The sequence below is a fragment of the Clostridium sp. LS genome (genome assembly GCF_002760435.1).
Taxonomy (GTDB): Bacteria; Bacillota; Clostridia; order Clostridiales; family Clostridiaceae; genus Clostridium.
Window position 1 is genome coordinate 107,647 of record NZ_AUUU01000121.1, and the last position, 22,856, is coordinate 130,502.

A 22,856-nucleotide genomic window follows, 5' to 3' on the forward strand; every position below is an offset into this window, starting at 1 on the left:
ATAACTTATAACTTATAACTTATAACTTATAACTTATAACTGGTACGCGGGGGCTAAGACTTGTGGAATGACAGAAGCAAGTTAAATAAATATTATATATAATTGGGAGGTACGTTTATGTTAAGATGTATGTATTCTGGAATAAGCGGAATGAAGGTTAACCAAACTAAATTAGATGTTATAGGTAATAATATAGCCAATGTAGGAACAACAGCTTTTAAATCTTCAAGTGCAAGATTTAAAGATATGCTTTATCAAAATGCAGGAGAAGCAACAGCTCCAACTTCAGTGCTTGGAGGTACAAATGCTAAGCAAATAGGTCTTGGTGCACAGCTTTCAAGTATAAATAAAATGATGGGACAAGGAAATGCCTTATCTACAGGAAGAAGTCTTGATATGTGTATTGATGGAGATGGATATCTAGTTGTAGCTAAAGGTGATATTACCGCAGGAATTGGAGTTGACCAAACTACAGGTGCAGGAGCAACTGCAGCTGGTACGACTGGAACACTTTCTGAAACTTTATTTACAAGAGATGGAAATTTAACATTAGATTATAAAGGGAATTTATTAACTGCTGATGGGCATAGAGTTATGGGATATTATTTAACTAGTGCTACAAATACTGGTGGAACTGCTAATGCAAAAAGTTTGGCATATGACAATACTAATGATATTTTAAATGCTACTTATGTAAACGCAGATTCTAAAGATTTAAAAGTAGAAACTGATAATACATTAAAACCTTTGGCAATACCAGATAGCGTTACTATTTCTGGATCTGGAGCAACAGCAGTAACGCAACCTGTTAAGAAATTTGAAATCGGAAAAGATGGTATTATCGTAGCAGTATTAGGAGATGGTAAAAGAGCTGCCATTGGACAAATGGCTATGGCAAGTTTTAAGAACCCAGAAGGTTTAACTGACCTTGGTGGAAATATGTGTCTAAACTCTTCAAACTCAGGACCAATAGTTTATAAAACTGGAAAAGCTGACACTAGTGCATCAACTTCAACAACAACTGCTACTGGCAATCAAGGTGGTTTTGGAGATATCCTTCAAGGAACTTTAGAAGGATCAAATGTAGATTTAACTGAACAATTTACTGATATGATTACAGCAACTAGAAGTTTCCAAGCTGCTTCAAAAATGATAAGCACTGGAGATGAAATTCTTCAAACTATCACTGGATTAATGAGATAAACTTAAAGAAATTAATGATGAATGGTTAATAATGAATGATTATGGATGAAATCCTTAGGGAATTTCTTTAAGGAATAAAGCGTGCGAAGCATCAAGAATTAATGAAAAGCATAAGCTTTTCATCCTCAATCATTCACTATTCATCATTAATCATTCATTAAGAAGCATATATGCACACTACACAATGCACAATTAGAAATTGTTGTATTATATTGGAATATTTTTATCTTTTAATATTAAAACTAATATTATATTATTTAATTGTGTATTGTGAACTGTACATTTATTTTAAAGGGGTGAGTTTTATGATAGAAGTAACTGGAATGAATCATGAACATTTTATTTTAAACGCTGATCATATTGAAAAAATAGAAGAAGTACCAGAGACAATAATTACATTAACAAATGGCAGAAAGTATATAGTTCTAGAAAGCATTGATGAAGTAAAAAGGTCTGTTATAGAATATAAAAATAAGATCTTTACTTACAAAATATAAGTGTAAGTAATATTGTTAATAAAGTAAGCAAATTTTCAATTAATGGGGTTTAAAATTTTAGAATTGTTGGAAGTAATAAGGAGTGATAACAATGGCTTTTGGAAAAGGAAAAGAAAAAGGGGAAAATACTGGAAAAAGCAATAAAGGAGTTATGATAATTCTATTTATCTTAGGATTACTTGTTTTAGGTGGAGCAACTTTTGGTGGAGTGTATTTATTTATGAAAACTAATAAAACAGTAGAAGCACAAGAAGTTGTAGTTGAAAACGCATATTTAGATTTGCCTGAGTTTACTGTTAATTTAGCTGATGAAGGTGGAAAAAGATATTTTAAGGGAGAGATCTCATTAGGTTATGATAAGACTAAAACAAAACTTCAAGAAGAATTAACAACTAATCAAGTAGTTGTAAGAGATGATATTATTTTTTATTTTAAAAGTCAAAAAGCAGATTTTATAAATAATGTTGCAAACAAAGACAGCATAAAGAAGCAATTGATTGAGGCAATTAATAAAGATTTGACTAAGGGTAAAATTACCGATATAAGATTCAAAAGTATGATAGTACAGTAGGTAAAGGAAATGAATTTTGAATTTTTAGGCATGATTGTACAACTCATTTTAGCATTAGGGGTTACATTAGGATTAATGTTTTTAAGTTTTAAATTAATGGGAACAAAGCTTAATACTATTAATAATAATAAATATGTTAAGGTGATTGAGAGAGTACAAGTAACAAAAGAAAATGCTATTTTAATAGTTAAAATTGGAAATAAAGGATATGTAATGACTAGTACTGCAGGACATATGGAAAAACTATCAGAACTGTCTATAGAAGAAATTAATGTTATTGAAGAGAATAAAAAGAAGGCTGCTTATGAGATGACCGAAAATTATAATAATTTAATACGACAATTAAAAAGAAGTTTTTCTAAGATAGTAAAGAATAAAGGATCAAAGGAAGAGAAACATGAAAAAGAATAAAAAAAGAATTGTATTTACTCTCATGATAACTCTTGGAATTATGATGTTTTGCACTATAAATGCATATGCGGCTCCGAGTAGTACAAATTTACCTCAATTAAATATCTCTCTTGGGGATGGAAATGGGACACCACAGGATTATGTGTCTAGCATTAAAATATTGATATTTTTTACGATTTTATCATTATTACCATCTATAGTCATAATGATGACGTCCTTTACAAGAATAGTTGTTGTATTCTCTTTTCTTAAAAGTGCCATGGGAATACAGCAGTCTGTTCCAAATCAAATTCTAACAGGACTAGCTATATTTTTAACGTTATTCATTATGCAACCTGTTTATACTCAAATGAATACAAATGGAATCCAGCCTTATTTGGAAAATAAAATAACTCAGGAACAAGCATTAGAAGAAGTTTCAAAACCATTAAAAACATTTATGCTTAAGCAAACAAGAGATAAAGATTTAGAGTTATTTGTAGAACTTGGAAAAGTGGACAAGGATAGTTTAACAAAAGATAATGTATCATTTACAACTTTAATTCCAGCTTTTGCAATTAGTGAATTAAAAACAGCCTTTCAAATAGGTTTTTTAATATATTTACCGTTTTTGGTAATTGATATGGTAATATCCAGTGTGTTAATGTCAATGGGTATGTTTATGTTACCACCTACTATGGTATCTCTGCCTTTCAAGCTAATATTATTTGTTATGGTAGATGGTTGGTATTTATTAGTGCAATCTTTGATAAAGAGTTTTATGTGAGGTGAGCAGTATGACACAAACTATGCTTAATGCTGTAGTTAAGGATACAATTGTAACAGCAGCAAAAGTTTCAGCACCAATATTAATAGTAGTTCTTGTATTAGGCTTAGTTATAAGTATTATACAGGCAACAACTCAAATTCAAGAGCAAACTTTAACTTTTGTACCTAAATTAGTAGCAGCAGCTATTGTTGGAATATTTTTAGGAAGCTGGATGTTAGAGACTATTATGTCTTTTACAACTAGGATTTTTGATTTAATTACAAAAGTAGTTACATAAGGAGGTAAGGCACTGTGATAGATGCAGCTTACTTTCTTGCATTATTCCTAATTTTTTTAAGAATAACTTCATATTTTGTGGCTGTTCAAGTATTTTTTCCTACAGGAACACCTCAAGTTATGCAGGGAGTTTTTTCACTTATATTAGCATATGGAATTATGTCCGGAATAGATTATTCCACATTGAATACATTGAATAGCGGCTATATGTTAGTCTTTTATGCAATAAGTGAAATAATGACAGGTCTTATATTAGGTTACATAACTAATTTAATTTTTCAAACAGTAAAATTAGCTGGATCTTGGATGGATATACATGCTGGATTTTCAATGGTAACAATACTAGATCCAACTAGTGAAACAGTATCAACTTTTTTGGGAAACTTTTCATATTTTATTTCTCTAGCATTCTTTTTTATTGTTGATGGACATCATATAGTAATAAACATGCTAGCAGAAAGTACAAAAATAATTCCCATAGGAAAAACAATTGTTTATCAAGAGACCTTAATGGGAGTTATGCATACTATTTTTAATTTTTTTACATTGGGAATAAAAATTGCAATCCCATTAGTCTTAATAATTGTTATAACTGACGTATGCCTTGGACTAATTTCAAGAACAGTACCAACAATCCCGATTATGATTTTTGGTATGCCTATTAAAAATATATTAGGACTTATAACATATATTATCTTATTGCCTTTAATGCTAAAGTTAATAGGAAATGCCATAAGTAATTTACCTGATATTTTCCGGGAAATAGTCAATTTAATTCCGGCAGTACCATTAGCGTTTATTTTTGCAGATGACGATAAGACAGAAGAAGCAACGCCAAAGAAAAGATCAGATGCTAGAAAGAAAGGTCAAATAGCAAGAAGTAAAGATGTATCAGTAGCAGTTACAATGGTAGTTTGTACTTTATTAATTAGTTCACTATGGGAAATGATAACTAATGGATTTAAGGACGTAATTGTTTATTTTTTAAGTTTTCCAATGTTAACAGATTTTAATCAAATATCACTTTCAAATATAGTAATTACTGTAATAATGAAAGTAGCTAATTGCCTATTGCCCTTTGCATTATCTATAATGGTGGGAGGAATAGCAGCAAGTTTACTTCAAACAGGATTTATGATAACATATGAGCCTTTGAAACCTTCTTTTGGAAAGTTAAATCCTTTATCAGGAATGAAAAATATGTTATCTAGGAGAAGTTTAGTAGATTTATCTAAGAATTTAGTTGTAATAACAATAGTGTCAATTATAGCATACAACTATATTGCATCGAATTACCAGAATATATTAGGTATTTCAAATTTATATTTACCTTCACTAAGCGGTGAAGTAAAAAACCTAGTGGTTAATATTTTTAAACAAATATGTATTGTACTTGTGATTATAGCGGCAATAGATTATTTCTTACAAGTTAGAATGCATAATAAAGATATGAAAATGACTAAGCAAGAAGTTAAAGATGAATTTAAGCAAGCTGAAGGAGATCCTCAAATAAAGAGTAAGATTAAGCAAAAGCAAAGAGAAATAGGTATGAGAAGAATGATGCAGTCTGTTGCAGATGCAACAGTTGTAATAACAAACCCTACTCACTTGGCAATTGCTATAAAATACGAGGAAGGATCAAATATGGAGGCGCCTAAGGTTGTAGCCAAAGGTGCTGATTATATAGCACTGAAAATAAAAGGCGTTGCTAAAGAAAATGATGTTCCAGTAATTGAAAACAAGCCCCTCGCACGACTAATGTATGATAGGGTAGAAATAGATGAGGAAATACCTCAAGATTTATATCAAGCTGTTGCTGAAATTTTAGTAATTGTAATGAAACTTAGAAAGAAATAGGATTTATCTATAAACAAATTAAGATTACAATGATAAATGGGAATAAAAATGGGAGGTTTGAGTTTTGGAATTTGGTAATAGAAAGCTAAATATTAAAAATAATTTGGATGTGATAGTGGCATTTGGTGTTATAACTATAGTACTTATGATAATAATACCATTACCAAAGCAAGCACTTGATCTGCTTTTGGCATTAAATATAACAATTTCAATAATTATAATTTTAATAACTATGTTTACAACAAATGTGTTGCAACTTTCAGTATTCCCAACATTGTTGTTAGTTACGACTTTATTTAGATTAGCACTTAACATATCTTCTACAAGATTAATACTTACAGAAGCGGATGCAGGAACGATTATATCTGCATTTGGTAATTTTGTAATACGTGGAAATTATGTTGTTGGTATCATAATATTTTTAATTATAATAGTAATTCAATTTATGGTTATTACTAATGGTGCTGGAAGAGTTGCTGAAGTATCAGCAAGATTTACTCTTGATGCCATGCCAGGTAAACAAATGAGTATTGATGCAGACTTAAATTCTGGAATGATTGATGAAGCTATTGCTAAAAAAAGAAGACAAGATCTTCAATCTGAAGCAGATTTTTATGGAGCAATGGATGGTGCATCAAAATTTGTTAAAGGTGATGCAATAGCAGCAATAATAATAACAATTATTAATATAATAGGTGGTATTATTATTGGAGTACTGCAAAAAAATATGACTGCAGCAAATGCAGCACAAACATATGTTATCTTAACTGTGGGGGATGGACTTGTAAGTCAGGTGCCAGCGTTACTTATATCTACAGCTTCTGGTATTTTAGTTACACGTTCTGGAAGTACAGATAACCTTGGTGACACTTTATCTACTCAGTTAACGGCTTTTCCTATAGCTACAGGAATTGCTAGTGCATTAATGTTGTTTTTGGGAATTGTACCCAATATGCCTAAAATCCCATTTTTTACAGCATCAATAGCAATGGGAATATTAACATATTTGCTATATCAAGATCAGAATGTTAAGCAGGCAAAAGAATATGTATCAGAAGAAGAAGAAATCATACAGGCAGAACGAAAAGAGCCTGAAAATGTTATGAATTTAATTTCTGTTGAACCAATGGAAGTTGAAATAGGTTATGGTCTTATACCTCTTGCAGATGAAACATCAGGTGGGGACTTACTTCAAAGAATTGCATCTGTTAGAAGGCAATGTGCTATAGAAATGGGGATTGTGGTACAACCTATAAGAATTAGGGATAATCTTCAATTAAAAACTAATGAATATGTAATTAAAATTAGAGGAACAATGATTGTATCTTCTGAATTAATGCCAAGTATGTTACTTTGCATGGACCCAACAGGAGAAAATTCTGATATACCAGGAATAAAAACAATTGAGCCAACATTTGGTCTTCCAGCAGTCTGGATAAATAAAGATCAAAGAGAAGAGGCGGAAATAAAAGGATTAACAGTAGTTGATCCAACAACAGTTATGGTAACCCACCTAACTGAAACAATAAAGAGTCATTCATATGAATTGCTTGGAAGACAAGAAGTTAAGCTTATTGTTGATAATGCTAAAGAAAAATATAGCGCAGTTGTTGAAGAGTTAATCCCAGATTTATTAACTATAGGAGAACTGCAAAAAGTATTGCAAAATTTACTTAGGGAAAAGGTTCCTATCAAAGATATAGTTACTATTATGGAATCATTAGCAGATAATGCAAAAAATACTAGAGACTTAGAATTATTAACTGAATATGTTAGGTTTTCATTAGCAAGAACTATTTGTAATCAGGTGGTAGATGAAAATAAAACAATTATAGTGGTAACATTAGACCCTGAAATAGAAGAGATAATAGCAAATAACACTCAAAAATCTGTTCAAGGCTCTTTCCCTACAGTTAATCCAGATACAACTACAAAAATACTTACTGGCATTAAGAATACTGTAGAATCCGTTTATTTCTATAATAATCAGCCAATTATATTAGTTTCTCCAAACATAAGACCTGTATTTAGAAAATTAATTGAAATGGTATTTCCTCATATTATGGTAATTTCACTAAATGAAGTTCCAAATGATGTTCAAATTAATAGTGAAGGAGTCGTAAGAATATAGATGGTTATAAAAAAATATCTTGTGAAAAACATGAATGAAGGTTTGACTCGTATTAAGTATGAACTGGGAAAGGATGCTGTTATAATAAGTCAAAGAAAAGTTAGAAAGCCAGGGCTTAGGGGCTTCTTCTCAAAAAAAGTAATTGAGGTTACAGCAGCAGTAGAAAATTCTTCAGATACAGATAAAAGCAAAGAAAATTTTAATCAAGTTCAAAGGAACAATTATGAAAGAGATGAAGATTTTCAAAACTCTTTAGAGAGCATTAAAAAATTGATGCAAGATGAGGTTTTAGTTACTCAAGAAGCTGAAAAAAAATCTGATACTTTAAGAGATAAAATTTTAGAACATAATGCTAATGTTGAAAAGGAAACTTCAAAAAATGATGAAGAAAAAGAGAAGCTTGTGCTAAATCAGCAGGAAAAGAATTTAGCAGCAGCTCAAGAGATTAATAAGGAAAAGGTTGTTAATTCAGAGGATTCAAATATAGAAGCTATACATAAAGAAATGAGTGAATTGAAAAATTTATTAAATAAGGTAATAAAAAATTCATCAAATGAGGATAGCTCTAATAATACTCTAAAGGAAAAATTAAAAGAATTGGATATTGATGAAGAGCTTCAAGATGAGATTGTGCAATCACTAGATTCAAACTCTAAGGAAGATTTTGATGAAACAGAAGCCTTAAGAGATATTTTTGAAAGAGACATATTAGTATCAAGAGGAAACATAAAAGGACGTGTAGTATTAGTGGGGCCAACTGGAGTTGGAAAAACAACTACAATTGCAAAACTTGCTGGAAGGCTAGCTCTTATTGAAAAAAAGAAAGTTGGATTAATAACGGTAGATACATATAGAATTGGAGCTATAGAACAGCTTAGAACCTATGCTGAGATAATGAATATACCTTTTAAGGTTGTGATTACGATGAAGGAAATGGAAGATGCAATTGAGAATATGAAGGATTGTGATGTTATCCTTATAGATACTACAGGAAGAAGCAGCAAAAACGCTATGCAGATTTCTGAACTCAGAGCTTTTGTTCAAAAAGCAAATCCTAACTATGTAAATATGGTAATAAGTGCTACTACAAAAAATAGTGATATAAAAAGTATATTAAAAGGTTATTCGGAGCTTGAATATGACAATGTAATAGTAACAAAGCTTGATGAAACTACAGTTTATGGAGCTTTGTATAATATAGGCAGAATTGCTAATAAACCAATTAGTTTCATAACAACAGGACAAAATGTACCAGATGATATAATGGTACCTACAAAAGAAGAACTAGCCAGTTTCATCTTAGGGGAGGAGATTCTATGCTAGACCAAGCAGAATCATTACGAAAGTTAATTAATAGTGGAGATCAGGAAAACAAAAAGACAAATACTAAAATGATTACTGTAACCTCTGGAAAAGGTGGAGTTGGTAAAAGTAATTTTGTTGTAAACCTAGCTATAACTCTTCAAAGTAAAGGAAATAAAGTATTGATTTTTGATGCAGACTTAGGCATGGGAAATGATGATGTTTTAATGGGTTTATATCCCAAACACAATATATTTGATATTGTGTTTACCGGGTTGGAAATAAAGGATATAATTATAGAAGGAACCAATGGTGTGCATTTAATTCCGGCAGGATCAGCATTAAGTAAAACTCAAGAATTAAGTGAGGAAGAAAGAGAAGTATTTTTAAAGAAACTTGAAACATTGGATGAATATGATTATATTTTAATGGATACAGGTGCAGGTGTTAATAGAGATGTTTTATCTTTTATAGCAGCATCTGAAGAATTAATAGTTGTAACTACTCCAGAGCCAACTTCTCTTACAGATGGTTATAGTTTAATTAAAGCTACAGATCATTACAAATTAAAAAATAAAGCAAAAATAATTGTTAATAAGGCTTTTACTAAAGAAGAAGGTGAAGAAACGTACAACAAATTTAACCGTGCTGTCAGCAAATTTTTGAAAATTAATGTTGAGTATTTAGGATGTATATTAGAGGACAGAAAGCTAGTGCAAAGTGTAAGGCAGCAAAAACCATTTGTTGTTTTGTATCCAAATTGTGATGCATCAAAAGATATAGATAATATAGCAATGAAACTTATGGGACAAGAAGTAAGTACATCAAATGGAGCAAAAGGATTGTTTAAGAAATTATTTAATATTTTTTCATAGGAGGATTTCAAGTGGATAATTTTAACTTAAAGGTTAATGATAGAGTAGAAGTTGTAGTAGAAGAAAAAGCATATAAAGCATTGATAATGGATATACAAGATGAATTTATAAGAATAAATTTGCCAGTTAACGATGGTGATTATCTAATGTTACATTCAAGAGAAAAAATTGAAATAAATTCCTATTTAGATGCAAATAGATGTTATAGTTTTTCCTGTAAAGTAATATCTAGAGGAAAAGAAGGCAGTATAATATATTACAAATTATCTAAGCCTTATGATATTAAAAAAATACAAAGGAGAAACTTCTTTAGAGTTAATATCGTTAATCCACTAGAGTATAAAATAGTTACTAATATTGATGAAGAAGATTTCGCCGGAGTACCTTATGAAGAAGGTCTAATGGTGGACTTAAGCGGTGGAGGCTTAAAGCTTAAAGCAAAAGAAACAATTACTAGAAATGATTTGCTTTTAGTTAACTTGAAATTAGGTAAAGTGCATTTTGAAATAAAGTGCGACATTGTGAGAATTGAAGATACCATAGATAAAGAGAAGTTATTTGGTTTACGATTTATTGACATAACTCCAGCTCAAAGTGAAAAAATAATTCAAGAACTTTTTGAGATAATGAGGAAACAAAGAGCTAATTCATAGTGCACAAAGGAAAAGAATTAATTATTTAAATTGTAAATATTAGATCAATGAGATTTGGAGGGGTAATAATGGGTATGCAAGCTGCAAAAAGTTTGGATGGAAAAGAACAAATAATACAAGAATATATTCCCCTGGTTAAGTATATTGCCTCTAGGGTTATGTTTGGAAAAAACAAATATATGGAATACGAGGACTTAGTAAGCTACGGAATGATTGGACTCATGGATGCATTAAATAAGTTTGATCATACGAAGGGAATGAAATTTTCATCTTATGCATCAATAAGGATTAAGGGTGCAATGATAGATGAATTAAGAAAAAATAGACCAATATCAAAAGGTGCAATGGATAAATTAAATAGGTACAATAAAGCTATTGATACGCTGCAGATTAAATTATTAAGGGAGCCAACAAGTGATGAGATAGCAAAGTACTTAGAGATTTCATTAAATGAAGTTGCGGAAATTGAGAATTATATAAATTATATTTCAATGGTATCTTTAGAAAATGTTATTTTTTCAGATGATGAAGATGTAAATCTTATTGGAATTATAGAAGATAAGAATAGTCCAAGCCCTGATACATATTTGCAAGATAAAGAACAACTAGAAATTTTAACAAAAGCTATAGAATTGCTTAAGGAAAAAGATAGAACTATATTAAATCTTTATTATTATGAAGGCTTAACATTGAAAGAAATAGGAACTGTCTTAAGTGTATCTGAATCTAGAGTGTGTCAATTGCACAGTAGGGCAATTACAAGTTTAAGAGAGTGTATGAAGAAATTACATTACATAGACTAAGATTAATACATAAATTATTGTTTAATATTTTAAGAAGATATGTAGTTATAGGTCATAAAATTTAATAACTTCAGGTATTTCTAAACTTGTAATTTAAAATTGTGCATAGAAATTGAGGTGTTTTATGCCGTTAATATTATTAATAATAGGCTTAGTTTTGATAATTTATAGTTATCGAGCTATTAAAAGAGAAGATAAATTAAATAAAGAAAATGATAGTTTAAGCATATCATTTAGAGGTGTTTTAGAAGACAGCAAAGAAGAGTTAAACGATTATAAAATTGAAATTGGAAAGCTAAGAAGGGATATGGCTGAAAGCTTAACTGAACTTCAAGAAGAGATTTTAGATATAAAAAATAATTTAAATGTGCTTAAGAATGGTAAGGAAATATACGATAATAAAGAGAATTTAGAAATAATTAATTCTCTAAGTGAAGATGAACTTCATACTAAATCGAATAATGAAACTAAGAGTGTAGATTATCTTATAGATGATATGGACGAAAAATACTCAGTTAGCATACCAGTAGAAGATCAAGAGGTTCATGAGAATAATGTTTCTGAAAACATAGATAGCAATAAGACTCATAGTATAAAAAAACTTTTAAAAGAAGGTTTAACAGAAGAAGAAATATGTCATGAATTATCTGTAAGCAAGGGGGAAGTACTATTAGTAAAAGGTTTATTCAAAAAATAAAAAATATTTTCGTATTTCTCACTGATAAAAAAATATTACTCGGGATTGGAATAGGTTTAGTATTAGGGGTTATATTTATGTTCGGATATAAATATACTGCAAGCCTTTCAGATAGTCAAATTGAAGAAAAAGCTAGGGGATTAGGGATGATTTATGAAAATGAACGTAAATCAATTTTAAAAGGAGAGGGTTAAGTTGATAAGAGGATTTTATACTTCTGTCTCAGGGTTAATTGCACTTCAAAACGAGCAAGAAGTAGCTACAAATAATATAGCAAATGTAAATAATACTGGTTATAAAAAACGTGAACTTACTAAAAGCAGCTTTGAAGATGTCATGGTATCTAATAGACAGAAATTAGTAGGGGACAAATATGTTAAGAATAACATTGGAAATTTGAATTTTGGTGTAAAAGTTAATGATGTAGAAACTGTTTTTACTCAAGGAACTTTCAAGGCAACTGATAGTATGACAGATTTCGCCATTGATGGAAGAGGTTTTTTCGTAGCACGTAATGCTAATAATCAGGAAGTATATACAAGAGATGGTAATTTTAAAGTTAATCAACAAGGGTATTTAATTACAAATGATGGGTGTGAAGTACTAGGAGTTAATAACGCAACTGGTGCAAGAGAGCCTATATATGTGGGAGATTCAAAGTTTTCTATAGATGCAGAAAATAATATTAATATTGATGGAGTGGGTACTACAGATAGGTTATTAACAGCTGATTTCAATGATTATAATGCATTAGAGCCACTTGGAGATAATTATATAACGCAACAAAATCCAATTTATAATGCAAATGTTAGTGTAAGACAAAACTTTCTTGAAGGTTCGAATGTTGATCCATCATCAGAATTAATAAAACTTATGGAAATTAAAAGACAATTTGAAACAAACCAAAAATTTGTTAAAATGCAAGACGAAACAGTGCAAAAAGCATCATCTGAATTAGGGCGTGTGTAGCTAAGGTATAGAGGAGGAAATTGTTATGTTTAATATTTTTGCTATTGGAAAGAGTGGTATGAGTGCATATCAGGAAAAACTTGATTATTTGTCAAATGATTTAGTTAACAGTTCCACAACAGGATATAAAAGTACAGATATAGGGTTTAAAGATTTATTAACTGAATCACTAAACAGAAGAGGTACACCACTGGTAGATAAAACTGCAATAAGTGGTACTGGAGTTAAACTTGGTGTAAACTATGCAATAAATAAACAAGGTAATCTTTTAACAACCGGTTTAAAAACTGACTTAGCTATAGATGGAAAGGGATATTTTGCCCTTACGAAATCAGATGGAAATGTTGTATATACTAGAGACGGTAATTTCAAAGTTGACTCAAATGGAACCTTAGTGGATACTAATGGGGCAAAGGTATATGTTGAATATGCGGATGGCTTTTCAGAAGGGAATCCTGCCTTAGATAGTAATAAAATATCTATAGACAAGGATGGCGGAATAACAACTCAAGTTGATGGGCAAGAAGTTAAAGTTGGTACTATTCCAATCTTCAATGCAGTAGGTGATAAAAGTTTTATTCCTATTGGAAACAGTTATTTTACGCCAAGTTCTGATGCACAAGTAACATTAAGTAATGATTTTAACATAATACAAGGAGCATTAGAGGGATCAAATGTAGATTCGGCAGAAGTATTTTCAGATGTTATCCTAACTCAAAGAGCCTTCCAGCTTAGTTCGAAAGCAATAACTACAGCTGACGATCTTTGGGGCATGATAAATAATATGAGATAATTTAATAGAACAAAAGTTGTGCCCAAAATGCTAGTTAAAAAGTGAGAGTCCAAATGTAAAATTTGGACTCTCACTTTTTTAACTAGCATAATTAGAACAAGCAATTATGAATTAGCATGCTTTGTAAATAGAATTAAGTCTTTACATTAAATAAGATTATAAGTAAAATGAATATGTATGAATAATGTAAAAAGAAAGATTTGTAGGAGGAATTATTTTGGAAAATGTAGTTTATGTAACTGGGCATAAAAATCCTGATTCAGATTCTATTTGTGCAGCATATGGATATGCAGCATTTAAAAATAAGATTAGCAGCCTTCCAGCTATACCTGTAAGATTAGGAAATGTAAATGCTGAAACTCAATTTATTTTAGACCACTTTAAGGTTGAAGCACCAAGATTATTAAAAACAGTTAGGCTTAGATTAGAAGATTTAGATATCGATACAATTGAACCAATAACAGCAAATATTTCTTTAAAAATGGCATGGAACATTATGAGAGATAATCATATTAAGTCTTTACCAATAGTTGATAATCATGGAAGATTAATAGGAATTCTTTCAATTTCAAACTTGACATCGTCATATATGGATATATGGGATAATAATATATTGGCAAAAAGTAATACATCAATAGAAAACATATTAGATACACTTTCAGCAAACAGCATATACATAAATAACGATTGTAAGATATTTAAAGGAAAAATTACTGTTACAGCAATGCAGCCAGATAGTTTAAAAGAAATTGTTGAAGAGGGTGACATTGCAATAGTAGGAGACAGGCATGATGTACAAGAAGCTTTAATTGATATAAAAACATCATTAATAATAATCACTGGTTCTCATGAACTTGCAGCAGATTTATTACCTAAAGCTAAAGAAAATGGTGTTACTGTAATAAGTACTCCTCATGATTCGTTTACAGCTTCAAGATTATTAATTCAAAGTATACCAGTAGGCTATGTTATGGCTACGGATAATTTAATTTCATTTTCAAAATATGATTTAATTGATGATATTAAAGACGTTATGGCTGAGACTCGATATCACAGTTACCCTGTAATTGATGAAGATGAAAGAGTTGTTGGAACTGTTTCAAGATATCATCTTATTTCAAACCACAAGAAAAAGGTTATTCAGGTGGATCATAATGAAAGAGGGCAATCTGTTGATGGCTTAGAAGAAGCAGAAGTTCTTGAAATAATAGATCACCATAGAGTTGCAGATATTCAAACAAGCAATCCAATATTCTTTAGAAATGAACCATTAGGAAGTTCTTCAACTATAGTTGGTAAATGCTATTTTGAACATAATATTACGCCATCTAAAGAAGTAGCTGGATTATTATGTGGAGCTATAATTTCTGATACTCTATTATTTAAGAGTCCAACTTGCACAGAACAAGATAAGGTAATTTGCAAGAAATTAGCTGAAATAGCTGGAATCTCAAGTCTTGAAGAATTTGCAAAGGAAATGTTTAAAGCTGGAACTTCATTAAAAGGAAAGAGCGTATCACAAATATTTAACCAAGACTTTAAGCCATTTACAATGGGTGAAGTTAAGGTTGGTGTAGCTCAAGTTAATACTATGGATATAGAAGGCTTCATGCCATTAAAAGATGAAATGTTAAGTTTCATGCAAAGTGAAGCAGATAATAAGGGTTATGATGTAGTAATGCTGCTTTTAACAGATATCCTAAAAGAAGGTTCACAAGTATTAGTTGCTGGTGAAAGACACGATTATGTTGAAAAGACATTCAATGTTGAGCTAAAAGATTCAATGGCATTTTTACCAGGAGTTTTATCAAGAAAGAAACAAGTAATTCCACCACTTACAAATGTGGTTAACTCTATGAAATAATTAATTTACAGTATAGAGTTAATATTGACTCATAAGCTTAAAAATAAATTTTGTAAAATGAAAAAATCTCCTCTGGGGATTTTTTTATTTTACAAAATTTATTTTAGGTTAAGTTGTAAAGATTAAATTGTGCTAACGCACTTATAAAAAGTGTGCATAACTTTTTTAATGGAAAATATATATACTATATAAAGTTCTATATAGGAGGAAAAGTTGTGATACAAGAAAAAGAATTGACATCTGGTCTTAGCACTAAGGAAGCGGAAAAAAGAATGAAGAACTTTGGACTTAATGAATTGAAGCACAATAATAAAGCGTCAGCACTTAAGATATTCTTATCTCAATTCAATGATTTTATAGTTTGGGTGTTAATTGCTTCTACTATAATATCAGGAATTATCGGAGATAAAGCAGATGCTATAACAATACTTATAATAGTAGTAATTAATGCAATACTAGGGTTTGTGCAAGAGTTTAGAACGGAGAAATCATTAGAAGCACTAAAGGAACTGGCAGCTCCTACTTGTAAAGTTCTAAGAGATTCTAGTATAAAAATTATAAATTCAATATACTTAACAATAGGTGATATTGTTATTTTAGAAGCTGGAGATAGAATACCAGCAGATGGTTACTTTATTGAAAGCTCTGGAATTGTTGTTGATGAATCTTTGCTAACTGGAGAATCAGTTGGTGTAAATAAAGATTCAAATGCCTATAAAATCAGCAGTAAGCAGTCAAAGTCTGAAAGTGGCAGTAACAGTAAGATAGAGAAATTAAAAAAGGAATCAAGGAATAGTAATGAAGGATTTATGGGGACAACAGTTGTAAAGGGAAAGGGCTTATTTAAGATTGACTGCATAGGAATGGATACTGAAATGGGTAAAATAGCTGATTTAATCCAAAATATTGAAGAAGAAAAATCCCCTTTAAATAAAAGATTGGATTCTTTAGGTAAGATTTTAGTTATTATTTGTGTTATTATTTGTGCTATTGTTACTATAATGGGTATTATAAGAGGACATGATATAACAGAAATGTTTTTACTTGGCGTCAGCCTTGCCGTTGCAGCAATTCCAGAAGGATTGGCGGCTATCGTTACAGTTTCATTAGCCCTTGGTGTATCAAGAATGCTTAAGAAAAATGCTCTTGTTAGGAAGCTGCCAGCTGTTGAAACCTTAGGATGCACATCTGTAATATGTTCTGATAAGACAGGAACATTGACTCAAAATAAGATGACAGTAAAAGAAGTTTATATAAATGGCCGAATTCATGAGCTGGATAAAGAAAAGCTTACTGACTGTGGAAAGCTAATGAAAACTTTAGTGTATTGCAATGATTGTAATTATGACTTTACAAAGAATAAAATGAGTGAAGCCCTTCATGGGGACCCAACAGAAACAGCATTAATAAATATGTTTTTTAATGAGGTTAAGCCTTTAGAGTTATTTGTTAACAATGCTAATAGAGTTTTCGATATACCTTTTGATTCAACTAGAAAGATGATGTCGGTTATCGTGAAAGAAGGAAACAAAGAAACCTGTTATGTAAAGGGTGCGCCTGAAAGATTGATTGAAAAATGTGATTTTATATTAGAAAATAATAAAGTTAAGCCTTTAACATATCAAAAGAAAAAGCAAGTAATAGATTTTGTTACAGCAATGTCATCAAGGGCGCTTAGATGTATTGCGGCAGCCTATAAGGAGGATAATTTAACAAAAGGAGAAAGGCTGGAACAGAATTTAATTTTTATAGGTGTAGCAGGAAGCATAGATCCACCTAGGGAAGAAGCTAGAGATGCAGTTTTAAAATGCAAACTTGCAGGCATAAAGCCTGTTATGATAACAGGAGATCATCAAAACACTGCTCTTGCCATAGCAAAATCCTTAAATATATGCAATACAGCGGAGCAAGTTATGACTGGAGAAGAAATTGAGGAAATAAGTGATTTAGAATTAGAAGGCAGAGTAAAAAAAGTCAGGGTATTCGCAAGGGTTTCACCTAATCACAAGTTAAGAATTGTAAGAGCATTTAAAAAGAAGGGTAATATTGTTGCGATGACTGGAGATGGTGTAAATGATGCACCTGCAATTAAGGAGTCTGATATAGGCATTGCAATGGGAATCTCAGGTACTGATGTAACTAAAGAAGCATCCTCTATGATACTTATGGATGATAATTTTTCGACCATAGTTGCAGCTGTAGAAGAGGGAAGGATAATATATGATAATATAAGAAAGTTTATAAGATATTTATTATCTTGTAATCTTGGAGAAGTATTAACTATGTTTTTAGCAACATTATTCTACTTGCCGAACCCTTTAAGTCCGATTCAAATTCTTCTTGTTAATCTGGCTACTGATGGACTTCCTGCAATAGCACTTGGAGTTGATCCGCCAGAGCAGGATATAATGAGACAACCTCCTAGAGAAAAAAAGGAAAGCATATTTGCAAGAGGATTAGTTGAAAAGATATTGATTAGGGGATCATTAATAGGTCTATGCACTTTACTATCATTTATGGTAGGAAGATATTATAAAATGAACCTTGAGACATGTAGAACTTTAGCATTATGTACCTTAGTTATGTCTCAACTTATACACGTATTTGAGTGCAGATCAGAAAGACACTCAATATTCCAAATAAAATTATTTACTAATCCATATCTAGTTGGAGCTGTTGCAATATCAGTAACCTTAATGTGTTCTGTACTATATGTACCATTTTTACAAGATATATTTCATACAGTGCCATTATCTCTAAGTCAATGGCTTATTGTAATATTCTTTTCTGGGATAATTGCGCTTATTAACAGTGTTTATTTGTTAATTAAAACAAAATAATATAGTTAAAATTAAATATGCCTATCTAATCATAAATATGATTAGATAGGCACTTATAGATTATAAAAATATAGAAGTTAGATATATAATGCTTTGCTTAAAATTTGAAAGTAAATCATTTTAAGTCAATTGTAAAGTTTAATATTTTTTATGTACTATATCATGCAGTTAATAGAGAAATAGACGATAATATTAATGTAGTTAAGAAGTATGAGCTAATAAGGTAGGTAATAGAGTTTCTATATAAAATGAATTGGTTTAAAATATATTGAATATAAATTTTAGAAAATTATTTATTATAGTGGAATAAGGGGATACAAAATGAAGATTTTAATTGTAGGATCTAAAGAGGAAAGTTTAATTGCAGAAAATCAGTTAAAAAAAGGGCATCAAATAGTAGGATATTGTGATTGCTTTTATTTTGGAGGAAATAAAGAGGATAGCGTGTTCTCTATAGATGAGATAAACAAAATACAATGTGATTTAATTATTTTGACAATACGCAATTTAGCGTTAAGTTCAGATTTAAAACAGATTTTAATTATTGAAAAAAATATAAGGCCCGAAAAAATACTTGAATTTTATAGGATGTATGAAGCTAGTATTCCAATGATGAAGGTGGATAATGTAATGACAAATCCTAATTATCTAGAGTATGATGGATTGATTTTAGGAATTTCCCATTCAGAAGTTGGAATAATTACTAAATACCTGAATAAATCATTTTGCAATTTGGCTGTATCATCGCAAGATTTATATTTCAATTTGAAGACATTGGAGTATTGCATTTCAAATTACTATGAAAAAATTAAAAATTTACAATATGCAGTAATAGATATGTTTGATTATACATATTTTAATTACGATGTATCGCTCTCTAAAACTGCTATTAGTTATTGGAGTTGGGGAGGGTATAATTTGGACGGACATAATTTTAATTTGAATAAAAATTTTACTTATTCATTTGATCAGGTAGTTAATCATTTTAAGAGTCAGAGATTTTGGGGGATTACTGAAGCAGATGTAGATGCTTGGGAAAGTTTGTTTACTAATATTTTTTCATATAATAATTATAATGATTTTGCTAATGTAAGAGGTATTGAATACAGGTTGCAAACAGTGAGTGATGAGCAGCTAAAATCATTTAATAGTGAAGTAAGTATTATGAGAAATAAATATGAGGAAACTATAAATGAGAATATAAAAATATTTGATACATTATTAAGTACATTGAAAAAATTAAATCCTGATATTAAAATACATGTTTTGTTGATGCCTAAATACGTAGAAATTGAGAATAGGATATCTCCTAATAGAGAAATGTGGAAAAAATATTTTGAAGACAAAATTATGTCATTTAAGAAATTGTATAACTTTGAATATCACAATTTAAAAAATTGTACGGAAATCTCATCACATAAAATGTATTACTTTGATCCAGTACATTTAAACTATATAGGAGCAATAAATTTTACAAAATATTTGAATAAACTTATATTCGTCAAATAGTAGCAAAGTAATTATATTAGGTTGATAATATCGTAATCGGTGGTATTCCAAATAAAATAAAGCTCCAATGCTTATGTAGACAATTGGAGCTTTTCTGATAAAATTATTATCTTCTCATCATGCTGTTTGCTTGCTGACGTGACTTTTTTATTTGACTGTGATCTATTGGGATTAAATCTTTCTTAGTAGTAAGATTTAATAAATTCATAATCTGAACTTCCTGAGAGTTTTCTTTTTTACTATTCTTATCGCCAGTAACTCCCATAACTATAACTTTATTTCCTTGTTTTACTTGTATAAATTCAGGTTTTTTAAACCATTTATTCTTTTTATACCAGCACTTTACAACCTTCTTACCAACTTCAGGCTTAATAACCATTTCAACCATTAATCTATTGAAGATAATGTAACTCTTTTCAATTAATTTTACAGATAAAACAGTTCCAGATATACTTGTAATTCTGTCACCATATTTTTCAAGATAAGCATTTTGAAAGTAGTTACTAAATTTACTGCTTATTTTTTCTTTAAGACCCATAATAATTACTCCTTTACATAATAATATCGCTAATAACGCTATTATACTTAAAATACTTTATTATTATACCATATGTTATATAGAATTAGGTAATATTTTAATTAGTATTAAGCAAATAATCATACTAAAGTTTTTTAAGATAGATTCCTATTTTTTAATTTTATATTATACTAGGAAAATTGTATAATATAGATATAAGACAAATATGTAATTCAGAATATGTTATATATGTTGTTAAACATAATGAGGTGACAATAAAAATGGAAAATCAAATATTGCATGTTGATATGGATGCTTTTTTCGCATCTGTTGAACAAAGAGATAATCCAGAGCTTAGAGGAAAGCCAGTTATTGTTGGCGGCATAAGTGAAAGAGGGGTTGTATCTACTTGCTCTTATGAAGCAAGGAAATTTGGGGTACATTCAGCAATGCCTATTTTCATGGCTAGGGAAAAATGCCCAAATGGAATATTTGTATCTGGAAGATATGGCCGCTACACTAAGATTTCTCAGGAAATATTTAAGATACTTAATGAAGTCACGCCTTTAATAGAACAAGTTTCTATTGATGAAGGGTTTTTGGATTTATCTCAAGGAAAAATTAAAGATGGAATGGAAGCAGCAAGATATATTAAAAATAAGGTTTATAAAGAAGTAGGATTAACACTATCTATAGGAATATCCTATAACAAATTTTTAGCAAAGTTAGCTTCAGATTGGAATAAGCCAAATGGTATTAAAGAAATAAAAAAAGAAATGCTACCTGATATACTTTTTCCACTTCCTATATCAAAGATCCATGGTTTAGGGAAAGTATCTGTAGCTAAATTTAATAACATGGGAATATATTATATAAAGGATTTATACAATATTCCTAAGGAATTTTATATTGAATACTTAGGGAAAAATGGAATGGAAATATATGAGAGAATTAGAGGTGTTGATAATAGAAAAGTTGAAAACATCCGTGAGAGAAAATCTGTAGGAAAAGAAAAGACTTTGAAATTTGATACTAAAAACAAGGAAGAATTACGTGAATATATAAAAGAGTTCTCTTATGAAATTGAAGAAGTGCTAAGCCGCAAAAATGTTATCGGGAAAACAGTAACTCTAAAATTTAAAACAAAAGACTTTGAAAATCACACAAGAAGTAAAACCTTAAATAACTACATTGGAACCCAAAGGGAAATTTTTAAAGTAGCCGAAGAATTACTTGAAAGTGAAGAGCTTAATGAAGAAGTAAGATTAATAGGCGTAAGTATATCTTCATTTAAAGAGACAGAAATTGAACAGATAAGTTTATTATAAAATATCTTACTAGTGGGAAATGACAAGTGGTAAATGATAAGTGAAAAGTTGAGGATGAAATCTCTGAAGGAGATTTCTAAAATAGGTTTTAGAAAAGCTGAATGCTTTTCATCCTCAACTTATAACTTATCACTTACAACTTATAACTAACCTAAAGTGCATATTCAAGTATTGCTCTTAGAACGCCATGTTCTACGTTGCTGGCAGCTATGTATTTTCCATAATGTCTCATATCGTCTGGAGCATTTTCCATTACAAAACTGTATTCTGCTTGCTCAAGCATTTCTATATCGTTGTAATAATCTCCAAGAGCCATAGTTTCTTCTTTTGATATATTATCGGTATCCATTAAGTTTTTTAATGCTATTCCCTTATTAACACCCTTATTCATAATATCAGTCCAAATTTCACCAGAAGCTACTATATAATAATCGTCTTTGAATTTACTTTCTGCTATATTATTAGTGCCGTCTAAATTGCAGATAGCAATTTTTATTATATCATCATCTACTTTACTTAAATCATCTACTATATTTAGAGTAGTATAGTATTTTCTTATTTCAGCTAAATTCTCTTCAGAATAATTTTCAGTATAAGCACAGTTAGGAGCACATAATACTATTGCATTTCCTTCCACTGTTTTTAATTCAGTAATCATATCTTTAACAATATCCTTTGCAAGAATATTTTTGTAAATTATTTCGTTATTATCTACAACTAGAGCTCCATTTTCACATATGAAAGATAAATATCTTCCTACAGGACCGAAGTTGGTTTGTAAAGTATAGTAAGGTCTTCCACTTGCAGCTACTAGCTTTATATTTTTTGCTCTTACACGATCTAAAATATCGACAAAACCATCTGGTAAATGACCATTTTCATCTAATAGTGTTCCATCCATATCTGTTGCAATTAATTTAATCATAAGATCTCCTTTCACTACTTTAAATTTAAAAATATATACATTTCTAATAATAACACATATTTGAAA

General features: G+C 30.0%; 21 protein-coding genes. 19 read left to right on the forward strand and 2 right to left on the reverse strand.

What is annotated here, in order from left to right:
* Positions 1-117: 117 nt before the first annotated feature.
* The 18 genes from COL3_RS22830 (at position 118) to COL3_RS22915 (ending at position 20,020) form a co-directional block, all read left to right on the forward strand.
* Positions 118-1,203 (forward strand): flagellar hook-basal body complex protein, encoded by a 1,086-nt coding sequence (locus COL3_RS22830; RefSeq protein ID WP_008428272.1) that lies wholly within the window; start codon positions 118-120, stop codon positions 1,201-1,203.
* Between the two features lie 305 nt (positions 1,204-1,508).
* Positions 1,509-1,700 carry a flagellar FlbD family protein gene (locus tag COL3_RS22835; RefSeq protein ID WP_008428271.1) on the forward strand — a complete coding sequence of 64 codons (192 nt, stop codon included), beginning with the start codon at positions 1,509-1,511 and terminating at the stop codon, positions 1,698-1,700.
* 91 nt (positions 1,701-1,791) lie between these two features.
* On the forward strand, positions 1,792-2,271 hold the full coding sequence (locus COL3_RS22840) for a flagellar basal body-associated FliL family protein (RefSeq protein ID WP_008428270.1): 480 nt from the start codon (positions 1,792-1,794) through the stop codon (positions 2,269-2,271).
* A 9-nt stretch (positions 2,272-2,280) separates the two neighbouring features.
* Complete coding sequence (locus COL3_RS22845; protein ID WP_008428269.1) at positions 2,281-2,682, forward strand: flagellar biosynthetic protein FliO; 402 nt, start codon at positions 2,281-2,283, stop codon at positions 2,680-2,682.
* Entirely contained in the window at positions 2,669-3,448 is a 780-nt protein-coding gene (gene fliP / locus COL3_RS22850) for a flagellar type III secretion system pore protein FliP (protein ID WP_008428268.1), read from the forward strand. The genes COL3_RS22845 and fliP overlap by 14 nt, the downstream gene beginning before the upstream one ends.
* 10 nt (positions 3,449-3,458) lie before the next feature.
* Entirely contained in the window at positions 3,459-3,728 is a 270-nt protein-coding gene (locus COL3_RS22855; protein ID WP_008428267.1) for a flagellar biosynthetic protein FliQ, read from the forward strand.
* A 14-nt stretch (positions 3,729-3,742) separates the two neighbouring features.
* Positions 3,743-5,584 carry a fused FliR family export protein/FlhB family type III secretion system protein gene (locus tag COL3_RS22860; protein WP_008428265.1) on the forward strand — a complete coding sequence of 614 codons (1,842 nt, stop codon included), beginning with the start codon at positions 3,743-3,745 and terminating at the stop codon, positions 5,582-5,584.
* A 64-nt stretch (positions 5,585-5,648) separates the two neighbouring features.
* Positions 5,649-7,715: a flagellar biosynthesis protein FlhA gene (flhA, locus tag COL3_RS22865; RefSeq protein WP_008428263.1), complete on the forward strand. Its 2,067-nt coding sequence runs from the start codon at positions 5,649-5,651 to the stop codon at positions 7,713-7,715.
* Complete coding sequence (gene flhF, locus COL3_RS22870; protein WP_008428261.1) at positions 7,716-9,038, forward strand: flagellar biosynthesis protein FlhF; 1,323 nt, start codon at positions 7,716-7,718, stop codon at positions 9,036-9,038.
* Entirely contained in the window at positions 9,032-9,892 is an 861-nt protein-coding gene (locus tag COL3_RS22875) for a MinD/ParA family protein (RefSeq protein ID WP_008428260.1), read from the forward strand. The genes flhF and COL3_RS22875 overlap by 7 nt, the downstream gene beginning before the upstream one ends.
* Before the next feature lie 11 nt (positions 9,893-9,903).
* A complete protein-coding gene (locus COL3_RS22880) occupies positions 9,904-10,545 on the forward strand; it encodes a PilZ domain-containing protein (RefSeq protein ID WP_008428258.1) in 642 nt (213 codons plus the stop codon).
* A gap of 74 nt (positions 10,546-10,619) precedes the next feature.
* Positions 10,620-11,348 (forward strand): FliA/WhiG family RNA polymerase sigma factor, encoded by a 729-nt coding sequence (locus COL3_RS22885; protein WP_035284346.1) that lies wholly within the window; start codon positions 10,620-10,622, stop codon positions 11,346-11,348.
* 124 nt (positions 11,349-11,472) lie between these two features.
* Positions 11,473-12,045, forward strand: a complete 573-nt coding sequence (locus COL3_RS22890; protein ID WP_008428254.1) for a hypothetical protein — start codon at positions 11,473-11,475, stop codon at positions 12,043-12,045.
* 195 nt (positions 12,046-12,240) lie between these two features.
* Positions 12,241-13,014 carry a flagellar basal-body rod protein FlgG gene (locus COL3_RS22895; RefSeq protein WP_008428250.1) on the forward strand — a complete coding sequence of 258 codons (774 nt, stop codon included), beginning with the start codon at positions 12,241-12,243 and terminating at the stop codon, positions 13,012-13,014.
* Between the two features lie 25 nt (positions 13,015-13,039).
* Complete coding sequence (locus tag COL3_RS22900) at positions 13,040-13,807, forward strand: flagellar hook-basal body complex protein (protein ID WP_008428247.1); 768 nt, start codon at positions 13,040-13,042, stop codon at positions 13,805-13,807.
* A gap of 217 nt (positions 13,808-14,024) precedes the next feature.
* A complete protein-coding gene (locus COL3_RS22905) occupies positions 14,025-15,671 on the forward strand; it encodes a putative manganese-dependent inorganic diphosphatase (protein ID WP_008428245.1) in 1,647 nt (548 codons plus the stop codon).
* A 215-nt stretch (positions 15,672-15,886) separates the two neighbouring features.
* A complete protein-coding gene (locus COL3_RS22910; RefSeq protein WP_008428242.1) occupies positions 15,887-18,511 on the forward strand; it encodes a calcium-translocating P-type ATPase, SERCA-type in 2,625 nt (874 codons plus the stop codon).
* A gap of 321 nt (positions 18,512-18,832) precedes the next feature.
* Positions 18,833-20,020, forward strand: a complete 1,188-nt coding sequence (locus tag COL3_RS22915; RefSeq protein WP_008428240.1) for a hypothetical protein — start codon at positions 18,833-18,835, stop codon at positions 20,018-20,020.
* Positions 20,021-20,126: 106 nt separating this feature from the next.
* Here COL3_RS22915 and COL3_RS22920 read toward each other — a convergent pair whose 3' ends face one another.
* Entirely contained in the window at positions 20,127-20,558 is a 432-nt protein-coding gene (locus COL3_RS22920; RefSeq protein ID WP_008428239.1) for a hypothetical protein, read from the reverse strand.
* Between the two features lie 260 nt (positions 20,559-20,818).
* On the opposite strand from COL3_RS22920, the gene COL3_RS22925 reads away from it, so the two are divergent.
* Positions 20,819-21,865, forward strand: coding sequence for a DNA polymerase IV (locus tag COL3_RS22925; protein ID WP_035284327.1), 1,047 nt, complete (start codon positions 20,819-20,821; stop codon positions 21,863-21,865).
* A 151-nt stretch (positions 21,866-22,016) separates the two neighbouring features.
* Here the strand turns inward: COL3_RS22925 and COL3_RS22930 are convergent, their stop codons facing one another.
* The gene (locus COL3_RS22930) at positions 22,017-22,790 is read right to left on the reverse strand and encodes an HAD family hydrolase (protein ID WP_008428235.1); all 774 of its coding nucleotides are present in this window, start codon (positions 22,788-22,790) and stop codon (positions 22,017-22,019) included.
* Between the last annotated feature and the right edge of the window lie 66 nt (positions 22,791-22,856).